Annotated in this window: 12 protein-coding genes; all 12 read left to right on the top strand. The window is 40.8% G+C overall.

The genetic code is table 11. The features are described from left to right. The coding region (locus tag LC605_RS23500; RefSeq protein WP_229549930.1) for a glycosyltransferase family 2 protein at positions 1–779 on the top strand (779 nt) is incomplete at its 5' end. Continuing rightward, positions 772–1,362: a serine O-acetyltransferase gene (locus LC605_RS23495; RefSeq protein ID WP_229549929.1), complete on the top strand. Its 591-nt coding sequence runs from the start codon at positions 772–774 to the stop codon at positions 1,360–1,362. The genes LC605_RS23500 and LC605_RS23495, both read left to right, overlap by 8 nt. Positions 1,363–1,778: 416 nt before the next feature. Further along, on the top strand, positions 1,779–2,777 hold the full coding sequence (locus tag LC605_RS23490) for a glycosyltransferase family 2 protein (RefSeq protein ID WP_229549928.1): 999 nt from the start codon (positions 1,779–1,781) through the stop codon (positions 2,775–2,777). Between the two features lie 913 nt (positions 2,778–3,690). After that, a complete protein-coding gene (locus LC605_RS23485; protein WP_229549927.1) occupies positions 3,691–4,920 on the top strand; it encodes a DegT/DnrJ/EryC1/StrS aminotransferase family protein in 1,230 nt (409 codons plus the stop codon). A gap of 239 nt (positions 4,921–5,159) precedes the next feature. Next, positions 5,160–7,736: a condensation domain-containing protein gene (locus LC605_RS23480; RefSeq protein WP_229549926.1), complete on the top strand. Its 2,577-nt coding sequence runs from the start codon at positions 5,160–5,162 to the stop codon at positions 7,734–7,736. Positions 7,737–8,434: 698 nt separating this feature from the next. Further along, complete coding sequence (locus tag LC605_RS23475) at positions 8,435–8,692, top strand: acyl carrier protein (RefSeq protein ID WP_229549925.1); 258 nt, start codon at positions 8,435–8,437, stop codon at positions 8,690–8,692. Between the two features lie 34 nt (positions 8,693–8,726). Beyond that, positions 8,727–9,560 (top strand): class I SAM-dependent methyltransferase, encoded by an 834-nt coding sequence (locus tag LC605_RS23470; RefSeq protein WP_229549924.1) that lies wholly within the window; start codon positions 8,727–8,729, stop codon positions 9,558–9,560. Positions 9,561–9,618: 58 nt separating this feature from the next. Then, complete coding sequence (locus tag LC605_RS23465) at positions 9,619–11,145, top strand: class I adenylate-forming enzyme family protein (protein ID WP_229549923.1); 1,527 nt, start codon at positions 9,619–9,621, stop codon at positions 11,143–11,145. Positions 11,146–11,179: 34 nt separating this feature from the next. Next, positions 11,180–13,168: an asparagine synthase (glutamine-hydrolyzing) gene (gene asnB, locus LC605_RS23460; protein ID WP_229549922.1), complete on the top strand. Its 1,989-nt coding sequence runs from the start codon at positions 11,180–11,182 to the stop codon at positions 13,166–13,168. Beyond that, on the top strand, positions 13,165–14,184 hold the full coding sequence (gene nadE / locus LC605_RS23455; protein ID WP_229549921.1) for an NAD(+) synthase: 1,020 nt from the start codon (positions 13,165–13,167) through the stop codon (positions 14,182–14,184). Before asnB ends, nadE begins: the two co-directional genes overlap by 4 nt. A gap of 268 nt (positions 14,185–14,452) precedes the next feature. After that, a complete protein-coding gene (locus LC605_RS23450) occupies positions 14,453–15,235 on the top strand; it encodes a hypothetical protein (protein WP_229549920.1) in 783 nt (260 codons plus the stop codon). Between the two features lie 60 nt (positions 15,236–15,295). Beyond that, on the top strand, positions 15,296–17,023 hold the full coding sequence (locus LC605_RS23445; RefSeq protein WP_229549919.1) for a cellulose-binding protein: 1,728 nt from the start codon (positions 15,296–15,298) through the stop codon (positions 17,021–17,023). Positions 17,024–17,628: the final 605 nt, after the last annotated feature.

Genomic DNA, 17,628 nt, shown 5'->3' with positions numbered 1-17,628 from the left:
CATCACTAATGCCATTAGAGCATAATGGCGGATATGCCTTTGGCAACAACGCTGCGATCACACCAGCACTACAATCAAATCGTCCACCATCCTATTTTCTATTGCTCAACCCAGACACCATTGTTCGTCCCGGTGCTTTAAGCGTACTAGTGGACTTCATGAATGAACATCCAGAAGTGGGGATTGCTGGTAGCCGCTTAGAAGAACCTGATGCTACGCCACAGAGATCAGCATTTCGCTTCCATACAGTGCTAAGTGAATTTGATTTAGCCTTGTGTTTGGGAATCGTGTCGAAGTTATTGTCAAAGTGGGTCGTCGCCCCTCCTGTTTCCGAAGAAACCTGTCAAACCGACTGGGTGGCTGGAGCAAGCATGATTGTTCGTCATGAAGTGTTTAACTCAGTAGGCTTGCTGGACGAGAAATATTTCATGTATTTTGAAGAGGTAGACTTTTGCCTAAAGGCTAATAAGTCAGGGTGGCCTTGTTGGTACGTACCTCAAAGCAGAGTTGTACATTTTGTTGGACAAAGTTCAGGAGTTACTGGCACAAAGCGCCCACCTAAGCGTCTACCTAAATACTGGTTTGATTCGAGGCGACGATACTTCCTCAAGAACCACGGTTGGCTATATGCAATCCTAACTGATGCAGCCTGGGTTATAGGCTTTATTTTATCAAAGTGGCGGTATGTAATTCAACGCAAATTAAGAAAAGACCCGCCAAGGCTTCTCAGTGATTTCCTGTTTAACAGCGTATTTTTTAAAGGGGTCAGCTTTGAGTGATTTAGAAACTGTTACCGTAGGACTTTGGCAACAGATTAAAGAAGACTGGGAAGCTCACGGGCGTGACTGGACTAAGCCTGGATTTAGAGCGGTAGCTACTCAGCGTTTTGGTGTTTGGAGAATGACAATTAAATCTAAAGTGCTTCGATCTCCGTTTAGCATTCTCTACCGAGCATTGTATCGCCATGCGCGAAACATCTACGGCATTGATTTACCTTACACCGTTAAATTAGGTCGCCGTGTGATTATTGAACACCAAGGGGCGATTGTGATTCATGGAAATTGTGTCATTGGGGACGACTGTATCATCCGCCAAGGAGTCACATTAGGAAATCGTTACCTAGACCGTCCGTTTGAGGCACCGAAGTTAGGCGATCGCGTCAATGTTGGTGCAGGAGCAAAAATTCTTGGTGGTCTGATCATTGGAGATGAGGTTAATATTGGAGCGAATGCTGTTGTTTTATCTGACATTCCTGCAGACCAAACAGCAGTTGGTATTCCTGCTAAGATTATTAAATCCGTAAATAATAATTTGGATTTGATTGGATTGGTTGCTACTGGACAAAATGAAATTCAATACTAAACCATTTTTTACTTTCAGTGTTTGAAAAAGTTAAGTAGGTAGGCACAAATTAACCTAACTATGTAACAAAATGTAAAATAGTCAATGAGTTAATCAATAAGTTGTTATTTCCTAAAATTATCTCTTTTTGACAATATCTTCGCCAATTTACGAGCGTTGATATAGAACAAACCTAAGATTTTACACGCTTGTTTTTGCCGGATGACAAAAAACTAAGCCAATAAAATAAAATCCTGTATGGTTTGTGTGGAAGTAATAATGAAAGTCGTATACGTCTGGAGTAGGGTTTTACGTTTTGCCTAGGTAATCAACTATGGTCTTGTGTTGGGCTATTTCGACAAAAGCTAGACTACTTATTTTTTTGGCTAAGGTATTGTTTGAATTACTTAAATAAAGATTAGAGCAAGATCAAGATCATGAATCGTATTGGATTGGTTGTTATCGGAAGAAATGAAGGTCAACGCCTGAAAAAGTGCTTGCTTTCAGCGATTAGCCAACTACAAGAAATTGTTGTATATGTAGATTCAGGTTCAACAGACAGTAGTGTTGATTTAGCACGATCACTTAAAGTAGATGTAGTTGAACTCGATGCATCTGTACCCTTTACAGCTGCTCGATCCAGAAATGCAGGTTTAGCACATCTGCTTGCAGTAAATCCCCAGATAGAATACGTCCAATTTATAGATGGTGACTGCGAGATAGCGACGGGATGGGTTGAGTTTGCCCAAAATGAACTTGATGCTAAATTCGATGTTGCCGTAGTTTGTGGTCGTCGGCGTGAACAGTATCCTGATAAATCTATCTACAACCGATTGTGCGACATGGAGTGGGATACACCTATCGGTGAAGCTAAAGCTTGTGGTGGTGATGCAATGATGCGTGTCAAAGCCTTCCAACAAGTTAGTGGATTTAATCCTACTTTAATTGCTGGTGAGGAACCGGAACTATGTATTAGGCTACGCCAAATGGGTTGGAAAATTTTGCGTCTCAATGCTGAAATGACTCTGCATGATGCACAAATAATGCATTTCAAGCAATGGTGGAGACGATCAATTCGGGCAGGTTATGCTCATGCTGAAGGAGCTTGGCTGCACGGAAGTAAACCGGAACGCCATTGGATGAAAGAAAGTCAGAGTATCCTATTATGGGGGTTATTCATACCTTTGCTGGTATTAGGTATGGGATGGTTTACCCACGGTTTGAGTCTATTGCTGTTAATTGGATATCCTTTACTGGGAGTTAGGGTCTTTGTCAAAGCACGTTCTCAGAAAATATCTAGTGAAAATGCTGCTCTTTATGCTCTCTCTTGTGTTCTCAGTAAATTTGCTCAATTGCTAGGATTACTAGACTTTTTAAAAAATCTAACACTCCAAACTAAGACTGTACTAATCGAGTATAAAAACTCATGTAATTAATAAATTTATTCATAATCAAAAGGCTAAAATCCTGACGATCGCGATCGCATAAACGCAGCCATTATAGACCAAGTGGTTTCACACTCTGACTATCTTATCAGTATATTTAAGCTTATCCACTAACAATTTTGGTAGTATTAAAGCTTTAAAATCTATTCTTATATACCAACTGTTAATAAAGTCAGGGTCACCTACTTATAAACTTTTACTTGTGCCACTTATAGAGGTGTTTTTCCTGTCGCTAATAACCAACTTATTTGGTAAGGGCTACACTCTGTCGCTTCTGTTCGTTGACAATAACTGACGAACTATTCTTCTGCACTTAAGTGGTTAGCGATCGCAATCTGTTTCGCTATATTACTTGCATAGATCCACTATCACTATTCACCTTTATTATCAGTAATTATCTGAACTTGATATAGAAATTGCGTCTACCTTGAAAACCATAGTTTTTTTGAATTAGAGTAAAGCTCATAACTCAACCCACGAGCGAATAATACACTCTATTTAAAAACTCCAGGTTTCAAAATGGACGGGGTTTAGTATGCCCTTTTTTTTACAACAACTGCACAAAGTTGAGAGTATTTAGCTCCTTTTCCTTGAGAACAAGTTCAGATTAATAAATTTTTGATGTTGTATCTTGACTGTCAATAATAATTGAGATTATAACGTTGGAATTGAAACAGATTTAGTATGCATTCAACGAACCTCAAAAATCAACATAATGCTGTATATATGTAGCAATACTATTTGATTTTTGAACAGCTAGACCAGTATGAGCTTGAACTAATCGTAATTCAGATTAGAACCTCAATATACTTAGCAGGAATCAAACGGGAGTTTCATAGCATATCTGACTATTTTTAACCCACTGCTCATAAAACAACAACAAACCTATATCAATTTATTCACAATGAACACTGCGCCTATTCGCTCAAAAGACCGTTTTCTTGTTTTTGGTTCTCCTGCCATTGAAGCATCTGAGATTCAAGAAGTGGTTATTAGTATGGAAAGTGGTTGGCTAGGAACTGGTCCTAAGGTTGCACAATTTGAAAATGACTTTAAGACTTATAAAGGTAGTAATTATGCTGCCGCAGTTAATTCCTGCACAGCAGCTTTACATCTAAGTCTACTGGCTTCTGAGTTAAAACCAGGAGACGAGGTTATCACAACTCCTTTGACTTTCTGTGCTACGGTTAACGCCATTATTCATGCAGGTGCAAAACCAGTTCTAGCAGATGTAGACCTTATTACGATGAATATTGATCCAGATGAGGTCGAAGCTAGGATCACCTCAAAGACTAAAGCAATTATTCCAGTTCACTTTGCTGGTCGTCCTTGTGATATGGATGCTCTTTGTGATATTGCTGCACGTTACAACTTAAAGATAATTGAAGACTGTGCCCATGCTATTGAGACAGAGTACAGAGGAAAGAAAGCAGGCACAATAGGTGACTTCGGTTGTTTCAGCTTTTATGTCACAAAGAATATTACTACTGGTGAAGGAGGCATGATTTTAACTCACCGTCAAGAAGATGCTGACAAAATTAAAGTACTGGCACTACACGGTATGAGTAAAGATGCTTGGAAGCGGTTTGGTGACGATGGCTACAAACATTACCAGGTTGTGGAGCCTGGTTTTAAATACAATATGATGGACATTCAGGCTGCAATTGGTGTTCATCAATTGCAAAGAGTCAAGTCTTATTGGCTGCGACGGGAGCAGATTTGGCAACGCTACAATGAGGCATTTGCTGATCTCCCCATTCAGCTACCAGCAGATCCACAGCCTGAAACGATTCATGGCTATCATTTATATACCATTCTTATAGATGAAGCGAAAACAGGTATTAGCCGTGATTCTTTACTTAGTCTAATTACTGCTGAAAATATTGGCGTTGGCGTACATTACATGAGTATTCCAGAACATCCTTATTATCAACAATCCTTTGGTTGGAAGCCTGAAGACTATCCAAATGCAATGCGCGTTGGCAGGCAGACAATTAGTTTGCCACTTTCACCAAAATTAACAGATGCAGATGTGGAAGATGTAATTCATGTTGTGAGAAAGACTCTTACAAACAAAGTGTTAGATATGATGCCAATTCTGGTTTCATCTAAATCTGCGGTGCAGTCATTCTAATGATCATTTGATAGCTGAGATGAATAAACAGTAAAACTTTTAGTGAATAGCACCACAGTTAGCTCGGTTCTTTGAGCAAAATTAAAATTATCCATTACGACAATTGCTCCTTGTCATAACTGAGGTGCTAAAACCTGAGTTACATACGTAAGAAATACCTCAGTATTTGTACTTCCTGGCGTAGTCATCGCAGGAACTATTGATATCTTGCAAAACTCAATTTTACAGTCTCAAGATGAATGAAAGACCTTGCTCTTGAAAACTCCAGTACAACTGACTTAAATCAGGATCAGTCTCATGTACCCACATCAGACTTCTGGCTCACGATGCGAACAAACGTCAGGCTAAAGCAGCAGACTCCTCCCATTCAATCTTTTCCCCGAGATGGCAAGCTGCCACTTACCTTGAATCAGCGACGACTTTGGTGCCTAGAACAGTTGCAACCTCGTAGTTCTGTTCAAAACCTCCTGCATACCTTTCGCTTTACAGGCTTACTTAATATAGAAACACTTAAGCAGAGCATAAATGAAATTGTGCATCGCCACGAAATTTTGCACACTACTTTTCCTATAGTAAATGGACAGCCTGTACAGCATATCGCGCCTAATCTTACCCTGCACCTGCCAGTTATAGACCTACAATACTTACCTTTAGAAGAGCGGGAAGCAACAGCCCAAGAACTTGCCTTCAATAATGCTGAACAACCTTTTGATCTAATTAGCGGACCATTGTGGCGATTCCAACTGCTATGTCTGGCACCAGATGAACACCTGCTTATCCGCACTGTCCACCACATCATCTTTGATGGTTGGTCGCATGGCATTTTTCTAAGAGAACTAGGAGTACTTTACGACGCTTTCTCTACTGGTAAGCCTTCGCCGCTTCCTAAACTGTCCATCCAATACGCTGATTTTGCTCAAGCACAACGACAGTGGTTTGAAGCAGAAGTGTTTGTCTCTCAGCTTGATTACTGGAAGCAACAATTTAGCAATAATGTTACAGCGCTGGAGTTACCTACAGATTACCCACGTTCAGCAATGCTAACTTATCAAGGTGGATCCAAATCTTTGGTGCTATCTGAGGAGCTAACTGTAGCACTCAAGACACTAAGTCGTCAGCAAGGAATCACCCTGTTTGCCACATTGCTAGCTGCTTTTAAGATTTTGCTTTACTGTTATAGTCAGCAAGATGATATGCTTGTGTCTTCTCCTATCGCCAGTCGCCATCATTCTGAAACCCAAGGACTTATTGGGTACTTCAACAATCTTGTAGTGATGCGAACCAACTTGTCTGGCAATCCCACTGTCTTGGAATTGTTAAGTAGAGTCAGCCAAGTTACTTTAGAAGCTTATACCAACCAGGACGTTCCATTGCAGCAACTGGCAGATTTAGGGAGTCTAGCCCATACACCGCTAAATCGAGCGATGTTTGCCCTGCAAAATATTCCGAATCCGACTCTTAATCTAGAAGGCTTAACGGTAAATTCTTCATATATGCAACGACCGATCACAAATTTTGATTTGTCGTTGTCTATGCAGGAGAACGCAGGTCAACTGGGAGGAGTGTTGCACTACAAAACTGATTTGTTCGATATTACTACTATTACGCAAATGCTGGAAAATTTCCAGACCTTATTAGAGCAACTCGTTGCCACCCCTGAACAGTACCTTGCAGACTTACCCCGCTTTTCTACCACAAAGTCCCAAGGTAGTTCGGCTAGCTTAACATCAAAACTACCAAAACCCTTTGTACCTCCACAAGATGAAGTAGAGCTTCAACTCATCAATATCTGCAAAGATGTTTTAGGTTTTAGTGTGCTTGGTATTCGAGACAATCTGTTTGCCCAGGGTGCAGATTCGTTATTAGCTGTACGACTTTGCGATCGCATTGAGCAAGCTTTTTACAAAGCACTTCCTCTAGTGACAATGTTTCAAGCTCCTACAGTTGAACAATTAGCCCTGATTCTTCGGCAAGAAGAACGGTCGGACTCTTGGTCTTCACTAACACCAATTCAACCAAAAGGCTCCAAACCACCGCTTTTTTTATGTGAAGGGGTCGGCATCTACTATCCATTGATTCCGTATTTAAGGTTAGAGCAGCCAATTTATGGGCTTGTTGCCGGAAGTCAAGAAGGTAAACCAATTCAATACGAGTGCTTAGAGGATTTAGCAGCCCTTTACATTGCAGAAATGCAAACTTTACAACCGAAAGGCCCGTATTTTCTTGGTGGCATCTCTTGGGGAGGCGTAGTTGCTTTTGAAATTGCTCAACAATTAGTCTCACAAGGTCATGAAGTCGCGCTATTAGCCTTTTTTGACACCATTCGACCTGGTGCTTATAAACCAAATCCAATTGGACTCCGAATTATGTGGCACTTGAAAAACTTGTTAAGAAATGGACCTGCTTATGGTTTAGAGAAGGTGAGCGGTCAAATTCAAAAAAGATTGAGTCTCCAGCAGTTTAAGAGCTTGAGCAATACAAATAGGAAGTTTTTTCCGGAAAACCAGATGATGCCTGTGCCACAAAACGAAGAACACTTTGCGATGCGCCAAGCTTTCAACCAAGCCTGCCAAAACTATACGCCCAAAGCTTATCCAGGTCGAGTAGCTATCTTCGCTGCTAAAGATCGGCAAGATGCTGGAGCTTATCAACTTGACTATAGTTTGGGTTGGGATGCTTTAGCTACTGGAGGAATAGAAATTTATCATGTTCCTGGAGACCACCTAGGAATCTTAAAAGAACCTGATGTTCAAGTACTAGGTGAAAAATTAAGAGAGAGTTTAGAGCAAGCACAGATAGCTATCCTAAAGCATTAAACCCGCCTACTTGGTTAGGTTAGTTCAGTTACTATAAGTAAGTCGGCACGATAAAATCAAGGTATGTTGAGTTTTATAAAAACCCTGGAACAAATAATTTATAAGCTCTCAGCGGCTTTTACACTTCGTTACATAAGTGGATTTTTTAACGCCGACTTAGTTACTAAAAATGGCTGATTACTGGACTTTTGGCTGGGCAAAGAAAATTTTGCCTGTTGATCTCTAAGCGATTTTAAAAGTAAATTGCTTTTTAGTTTTTGGCCGTGCAACCCCTACCCTTTACACCCAAAAGCCTTATACATTATGGATTTGGCGGAATATTAACAAAGTTTAGGGGTTTAATTCCCCAGCAATACACGCAGAACGTTTTGGGTCGGGGTCTAAATCCCCGGACGCTCTCTACGAGACGCTCTGCGCGTTCGCAGACTCGCTTTCGGCGTCGCTAACACAAAACAAAATTTACTTTCCTTGTACTGCCCTTCTCTACGAGAGGCACTCGCGTTCGACTACGCTCAGGAACCGCGTAGCCGAAGTATTACGAATTACGAACTTGTGCCGTCCTTCGACTACGCTCAGGAGCCGCGAAGTCGAGGTATTACGAATTATTTTAATGCCATTCGTTAACGTATTTACCAGTGTTACTTCATAAGAATTTTAGGGAATACTAAATTTAACACTATACAGGAGTGAATTTACTTATGCCGACCGTTGAAGACATAGTTTGCCAACACATTGCAGAAAATATTCTTTTCAGCAGCAAGGGTTATCCATATCCCGAGGATGCTTCGTTTTTGGAAAACAATATTATTGACTCTATGAACGTAATAGAGTTGGTGATGTTTCTAGAAGAGAAGTTCTGCATCCAGATTGAAGACCGCGATATCACACCTGATAATTTCGATTCTGTCACCCGATTAGCTAAATATGTCAGACGCAAGCAATTGCTAGCAGCGTGATCTGTTGAGGAAAATTAGAACAGGATTAATTATAATGCTAGAACATAAGTTTCTTGACCATGACTTTGGTCATTCGTTAGATCAGATTTACTCAGTATTTGATGGACAAAATATTACTAATACTGAAGTACATATACAAGAAAATTGCTCAGTAAATCCCCTTTTTGCAAATACAGTTAGTGATATCGTATACGAAAAGCAAATTCCACTGGTTTACCAAGTAGGTTGGCAAACATTCATGGGCGTGAAGATCGAGGTGGCTCCAGGTGCGTTGGTTCCACGAGAGGAAACTGAGCTTCTTGGGGCAACAGCAGTGAAAGTACTCAGTGAACGAGGTTCTGGTCAGCGTGCGATCGATATGTGCTGCGGCTCAGGAAATCTCGCATGTGGAGTTGCCTCTAAGATTCGTGATTTGAGGCTTTGGGCTAGTGACCTCACAGACAGCACAGTTCAGCTCGCGGGGCGCAATGTTAAATCTCTTGGGTTGTCGTCGCGGGTAGTTGTTGTGCAGGGAGATATCTTTGCAGGACTCTCTGAACTAGCGCTTGAGGGCAATATCGATATGGTGCTATGCAACCCCCCATACATATCCACCTCTCGCCTCGCAAAAGATCGCGCCTACCTGCTGGACAATGAACCCCGCGAAGCATTTGACGGAGGCCCCTATGGGTTGTCAATTCACCAACGCGTCATTAAAGAAGCTCTACCCTTCCTTAAACCTGATGGCTGGTTACTTTTTGAGATTGGTTTGGGTCAAGAAAAGCAATTACTCCATCTATTCAAGCGTTCCAAGGCTTACGGTGAAGTGCAGTTTGCTAAGGATATCTTTGGTGTCCCTCGTGTTGCCCTGGCCCAGAGAATAGGTTGAATTTAATCAATTTCCCTGACTGTCCAATTAACGTTGTTTGTTTTTATGCGGAGTAGTTGTGGTGTTAATACATGAGTTTTTAGAACATAGCGCTGATCGCCTGCCAGATAAGGTTGCCTTAGTTTACAATGAACAACATCTCACCTATGCCGAGATAGAGGCACAGGTAAACCGTTTCGCAAATGCGCTCAAAGCACAGGGTGTAGAACGTGGGGATCGCGTTGCTTTATATTTGCCAAACTGTATTGAGTTAGCAATCGGTATTTTTGCAACGCTGAAAGCAGGCGGCGTGTTTGTTCCAATTAACCACACTACTAAGTATGATAAGTGCGCCTACATTCTGAACAATTGCCAAGCTCGTGTTTTCATCACCAGTGGCACGCAGGTAGAATTAGCAGGAAAGTTGAGGCAAGTAGTGCGATCGCTCAAGACTGTTGTACTTACCTCACCACTTAATGAAACTGATGCTGGTAATTTCCTCTCCTATGCTGCTATTCAATGTGATTACTCTGAGCAGCGTCCATTGGCGGTCAACATTGATCTAGATATAGCGTGCCTAATCTACACTTCTGGTAGCACTGGTGAACCGAAAGGTGTAATGTCGGATCACAATAATGTAGTGTTTGCAGCCGATTCCATCATTAAATACCTGGGTAATATCGAAACTGATATAGTCATTGGTTTGTTACCATTGTCTTTCGATTACGGACTCTATCAGCTGTTCATGGTCTTTATGTTGGGAGCTACACTTGTACTAGAAAAAGGATTCACTTATCCAGCAGCCATTTTAAAGCGCATAGAGGAAGAACGTGTCACTGGTTTTCCCGGTGTGCCGACGATTTACAGTATGCTGGTGAAAATGGATCTCAGTCCCTACGACTTATCGAGCTTGCGCTATTTAACAAATACAGCAGCAGCTTTGCCTCCATCTCATATTGCGGAAATTTGCAGCAAATTTCCCTGGGCGAAGTTGTTCTCTATGTATGGACTTACAGAAACAAAACGGACGCTGTATCTGCCGCCTGAGCAATTAGATAAACGCCCCAGTTCCGTAGGTATAGCTATCCCTGGTACTGAAGTTTGGATTGAAGATGAAGAAGGTCAGAGGCTAAATCCGGGAGAGATTGGTGAATTAGTGGTTCGAGGTCGGCACGTGATGCGCGGTTACTGGAAAGATCCCAATAAAACGGCAGAACGTTTTCGCCCTGGTTTGATTCCGGGTGAGAGGCTGTGCTACACAGGTGATCTCTTCCGCATGGATGAGGAAGGCTTTATGTACTTTGTTGCTCGTAAGGACGACATCATCAAAAGCCGAGGTGAGAAGGTTGCCCCCAAAGAAGTGGAGAACGTACTGTATAGTCTGGTAGGCATCCGAGAAGCTGCTGTCATCGGTGTCTCTGATCCAGTACTGGGACAAGCAGTAAAAGCATTTGTTATGGTAGATGGCGTTGCGCTGACTGAGGCGGATATACTACGGCATTGTCGCGCTCATTTAGAAGACTTCATGGTACCAAAGCAGGTTGAGTTTTGCACAGAATTGCCCAAAACTTCCACGGGCAAAATTAAAAAGACCGATCTGACTTAGCACCAGATGGGTTAATAAACTATGGAGTAACTTTATGTGTGGCATTGTTGGTGTTCTTAATTTGCAAGAACCGCAACCCGTTCCAGAAATAGTTCTACGGCAGATGTTAGGAATGATTCGTCATCGGGGGCCAGACGAATTTGGGCTGTACCGCGATGAGTGGGCAAATCTTGGCAACGCACGTTTGAGCATCATTGACTTAGGTGGTGGACAACAACCGATTTGTAACGAAGACAAAACGCTGTGGATTGTATTTAACGGCGAAATCTTCAATCATTTAGAACTGCGCCCTGATCTGGAAAAACGAGGTCATCGGTTTCAAACACACTGCGATACTGAAGTCATTTTGCATTTATATGAAGAGTATGGCCCAGACTGTTTAAATTATCTCAATGGTCAGTTTGCGATCGCTATCTGGGATACCCGCCAGCGCAGTTTGTTTTTGGCCCGCGATCGCCTGGGTGTCCGACCCCTATTTTATACTGTCCGAAATGGGCAGTTAATTTTTGGTTCTGAAATCAAAACTTTGCTAGCGCATCCAAATGTTCACGCAGACATTGACTTGGCAGCGCTGACGCAGGTCTTCACATTTTGGAGTGTACTACCCCCCCACACTATTTTTAAAGACATTTACAGCTTGCCACCTGCTCATTATATGCTGGTTCGAGACGGACACTTGAATATCCAGCCTTATTGGGAGCTAGATTTTGCAGTAGATTCAGAGTCTACTCGCAATGAGCAAGATTACTTAGATGAGTTTGAGGACTTACTCATTGACGCAACGTTGATCCGCCTACGTGCTGATGTGCCTGTCGGGGCTTATCTTAGTGGCGGCTTGGACTCTTCAACAACTACGGCCATTATACGTAAATACACGCAAAATTCATTAGATACATTCTCTATCGCCTTCTCCGACCCAGAATTTGACGAAAGTGAATTTCAACAACGGATGGCAAATATTTTAGGAACTGACCATCAAGTTGTTTATTGCACACATCCTGATATTGGTCGTGTGTTTCCAGAGGTGATTTGGCATACGGAAATGCCGACATTGCGTACTGCACCTGCGCCGATGTTCATGTTATCCGAGCTAGTACACAGGCATCAATTAAAGGTCGTGATCACTGGTGAGGGAGCTGACGAATTTCTTGGTGGTTACGACATTTTTAAAGAAATGGCAGTGCGTCGATTTTGGGCAAAACAACCAGATTCAAAACTGCGACCGTTACTGCTGAAGCGCCTATACCCAGAGATTTCTCGTTTGGGTAGCTCTAGTGAAGCATTCTTAAATGCGTTCTTTAAGAAAAACCTCACCGACACGAATTCACCTTTTTATTCGCACACGATCCGATGGTCAAATACAGCGCGGTTGCAACGACTACTACTTAATCCTGAGTCAGCACTGTCCTCAGAACTGGCAAAGGAGTTAGTACCACCACCATCGAACTTCCAGAGTTGGTCATCTTTAGGACAAGCACAATACTTGGAAATCTTGTCCTTCCTGTCACCATATTTACTATCATCGCAAGGCGATCGCGTGGCGATGGCGCATTCTGTAGAAGGACGTTTCCCATTTCTGGACTACCGTATAGTAGAGTTTTGTAATCACCTACCTTCAAAGCTCAAGCTAAAGGGTCTAACAGAGAAATGGTTACTGCGTCAATTAGCTAGCAAATTGTTACCCCCTGATATCTGGAAACGCCGTAAGCGCCCATACCGCGCTCCGATTCACCGAAGTTTCTTTCATCCGAATAATCCTGCTTACGTGTCAGAGTTGTTGTCAGAAGCAGCTTTAGGTGAATCGGGCTTATTTAATCCCCAAGCTGTTGCCCAATTAGTGCGTAAAGCTGAATCAGGCACCCAATTGAGTGAATTAGATGATATGGCGATCGCTGGAGTGTTATCTACTCAACTGGTGTATCAGCAGTTTGTGAAAAATTTCCAATCCCGATTATCGACGCTAACCCTCTCGGATCGCGTCAAAGTTATCAATGGTGGAGTTAAACAGGAAATTAAAATATGAGTCATCAAGCAACAGAGAATTTATTTCGCTTTGATCGGCATTCCTTAAATCTGGATGTGGCTAAAGAAACAGAGCGCATTGTTGAAAAACTTCGCCAAAGTGTACATCAGACCTTACGGCGTCAAGGTGTGGTATTAGGTATTAGCGGTGGTATTGACTCTTCCGTTGTGCTAGCTCTGTGTACTAAAGCTTTTGGAGCGGAGCGTGTTGTGCCGTTGTTGTTACCAGAAGGTGAATCTAGCCCAGAGAGTTCTACGCTGGCAGAGTTACTTGCTGATCACTATGGTGTCCAGACGCTTACCGAAGAAATCTCCGCTGCTTTAGACGGGTTTGGTTGTTACCATCGGCGTAATGAAGCAATTCAGCGTTTATTCCCTGATTTTAGTACTGGCTGGGGGGCAAAAATTACTCTACCCGGCAACTTATTGGAACAAGAAACGCTCAATATCTTTTCTTTGACTGTTACCAGTCCAGATGGTCAGACATTTACCAAGCGTCTGCCCCCACGTGAGTACTATCAAATTGTAGCAGCCTCTAACTTCAAACAACGCTCTCGGATGTCGATGCTTTACTATCATGCAGAATTGCGTAATTACGCGGTGATTGGAACAGCCAACAAAAACGAATATATGCTTGGTTTTTTTGTTAAGCATGGAGATGGTGGTCATGATGTCAATCCAATCGGCCATTTGTTCAAGACACAGGTCTATCAGCTAGCAAAATACTTAGACGTGCCAGAGGACATTCAGTCGCGCACACCTACTTCAGATACTTATCCGGGTGGCAGTAGCCAAGAAGAGTTTTTCTTCCGTATGCCCTTCGATATCCTGGATACTGTCTGGCTTGGATATGAACGCGGTGTAGCTAATCATGAGATTGCACAAGCACTAAATCTATCTCTAGAGCAGGTGGAGCGTGTAGTTGACGATATCCTTCGCAAACAGCACACAACAGCTTATCTCCGTATGCCTCATATTGGGATGGACGACGAAGAATATAAGCTGAAAAACATCTAAGTTGCATAATCAAATTAAATCAAACTTTTGTGGGGTGGGCATCTTGCCGCCCTAATATGCAAATTAAAATGTGAATAACTTAACTAAGTTCTGTATTGAACGTACTGTCAATTATTACAACTGATTTACTCATTAAATTTCCATTTCTTTTTGGCTCAATAGCTTTCTAACACACTCAATGATTTCCATAAATCCAAGAAATAACTTCAAACTAGCGTTTATGTTTTTTGCTTGTCTGTTTCTGATACTTACTTTCAATATACAACAAATGCAACATAATCTGAAGAATTTTCCTGCAATCAAAGATATACCTGAATCAACTTGGGAAAATCTTTCTCATAAAAGAATCTTATTCGGTCATCAATCTGTGGGTTTTAATATTGTAGAAGGTATGAAAGATATCCTAAAAGAAAATCCACAAATGAAGATGGACATCATTGAAAATACTAAACCTTGGGAAGTTACAAAACCAAGTTTTATTCACTTCGTAATTGGAGAAAATACAATACCACAATCAAAAATATATGCATTTATAAACACTATACAAAAAAATACTGGTGAGATGGCAGATATAGCATTTTTTAAGTTTTGTTTTGTAGACATAACATTCAACACAGATGTATATAAGCTTTTTGACGAATATAAAAATGCTATGGAAAGCCTAAAAAAAGCTTTTCCAAAAACAACCTTTGTTTACGTTACAGAACCACTTACTTCTGAGCCAAGTGGAATAAAAAAATTCGCAAAAAGGGCGAAATACTTACTTAAGCAATTAATAGAAGGTAAGGCAAATAATTTATCTGACAATATCAGACGAAACCAATTTAATGAGTTACTGAAAAAGCAATATCAAGGAAACACTCCTATTTTCGATATTGCAAAAATAGAATCAACTTTCCCTAATGGTCAAAGAAGTGTGTTTTTTGAAGATGGTAATAATTATTTTTCTTTAGTTCAAGACTATACTGACGATGGTGGACATTTAAATAAATTTGGACGTAAAATAGTTGCTGAACAACTTTTGATTTTTCTGGCAAAATTATCGCGGTAGTATCAAATAATATTCTACTTTGAAAGTGTTTAATAATAAATAAAATATTTTTGATAAAATATGCAAAAAAAAACATTTGTAATAATTGTTTTTATTTCTCTTATATGTTCTATATTATTTTCACAAAGTTTTATCATTGATCAATCAGTTAACCAAGTAGTTACTAGAGCAGAAAATAGTGTTTCTACTTACAATCCGTCTTTAGGCATTGGTCTTAATGGTATTGCTGATTGGTCAACTCAGTTACCCTTTTTAGATACTTTTAAGTTGTCTCGAAAATGGATCACTCAATGTCAAGATGGAGACCCTGAATGTCATGGAGAATGGGATACAAATGAATACAGTCTTTTAAATCTCGATAAAGATGGTTGGGTTAAATCATTACCAGAGTCAACAGAAGCTCCCAAATACACTCAAGTAAGCACTCTACTCTTAAGAGAGATACCAAATCGATATCCTTCAGGGAAATATATTGTTTTTTACGAAGGAGAAGGAACAATTGTCTACGGATTGGATGCCAAAAAAGATGAAGCCGCTTCAATTCCTGGTAGAGATATCATTAATGTCAATTCGGCAGAAGGAGGCGGTATATATATTACTATCAAATCTACTGACCCGAAAAAAACTGGTAACTACATTCGTAATATCAGAGTTATTAAAGCCGAAAAAGAGACCCTTTATGCCAAAGACGAAATATTTAATCCTACTTTCATAGACAAAATCAAAGACTTTAAATTTCTTCGTTTTATGGATTGGATGGACACTAATGGTTCCGAACAGAAGGAATGGTTTGCTAGGCCAACACCACATAGTATCTCCTATGGGTTACAAGGAGTCCCTGTAGAGGTGATGGTTGCTCTATCCAATAAAATTAATGCCGTTCCTTGGTTCAATATGCCTCACATGGCTACTGATGAATACATCACCAACTTTGCCCAATTAGTTAAAGAGAGATTAAAAGCAAATCTGAAAGTTTATGTAGAGTTTTCTAATGAGGTTTGGAATTGGCAATTTCCACAAGCTCATTATGCTTTGCAACAAGGTCAAGCTAGATGGGGGAAGGATAAGGGAGACGCATATATGCAATGGTATGGAATGCGTACTGCTCAGATGTGCAATCTTTGGAAAAGCGTTTTTGCTGAACAAAAGAATCGTGTCATGTGTGTGATGAGTACTCAAACAGCATGGCAAGGGTTAGAAAATTCAGTTTTAGATTGCTCATACTGGGTAGCTGAAGGTAATAAACCATGTTATCAAAATGGTATTGATGCTTATGCTATATCAGGGTATTTTGGTGGAAGCTTGGGTGCGCCAGAAAACTCTACAACAGTAGAGTCTTGGCTAAAGGATCAGGATGGTGGTTTTGGTAAAGCTTTGCAACAATTAAGACAAGGAGGGTTACTGAAAGATTCAAAAGATAATTTGCTAGATGTTTATAATAGCTTTATTTATCATGTTGATGTTGCCCGAAAAAAAGGTTTAGCATTAGTTGCTTATGAAGGAGGTCAACATATCGTAGGTTATGCAGGAGTAGAAAATAATCCAAAACTTGAAAAGTTTTTTATTCAGCTAAATCGACAGAGAGCAATGTATGATCTGTATACTGAATTACTGAATTATTGGAAAACCTCTGGTGGTAGACTTTTCATGCATTTTGTGGACATAGCATCGCCCAGCAAATGGGGCAGTTGGGGTGCTTTAGAATATGTCGAGCAAAATACTTCACCTAAGTATCAAGCATTAATAGACTTTAATAAAAATACTTCTTCAGCATCTGCGATGCCATAAAAGCCAGGAATACAATTATTTTGACTTCCGCGTAGAGAGAAGGGAGGCTTTTTCTATGAAAGTTATAACGAGTTTTTTGGACAATTAGGCTTGAAACATCAGTGAGAGGTTAAGCTTATAGAGCTTTTGTCAATACTTAGATACAGATTTTTTACAACTCTGGGATTATATCGATGAACACGTTCAGGTAACAATGTATCCAGAATCTCCACAGTTCATTTAAAAATGCCCCAAGGTTTCAGTTGTGGTCATTGGTCTTAAAGGATGTTTGAAAAGTATTGGGCGATTGGAGATCGCTACTACACAAACTCTCGTCCACCTCTGTGGAATAATACAAAATCAAGGGTTTTGCCTGTGTAGCCGCGATTTCAAATCGCCGAGGTAAGTAATAAATTAGACTTTTCAAACAACCTCTTAGCCTTAAGTGAACCGTATTGCTTTTTAAGGGGGTCGCTGTAGGCGTGGGGATCTTAACCGAACCGTATTGCCTCAGGTGGAAGTTTGTATCATTCCACTTGATACCCTGACTTGAGAATTTGGTGATATTCTTCTACACGCCAAGGGTAAGAATACCAGTTTAGATAATAAACAAATTATGAGTATTG

The organism is Nostoc sp. CHAB 5836 (genome assembly GCF_020829445.1).
Classification (GTDB): domain Bacteria; phylum Cyanobacteriota; class Cyanobacteriia; order Cyanobacteriales; family Nostocaceae; genus Nostoc.
The sequence above is the reverse complement of the archived record's forward strand: the minus strand, read 5'-3'. Positions and strand labels throughout refer to the sequence as shown.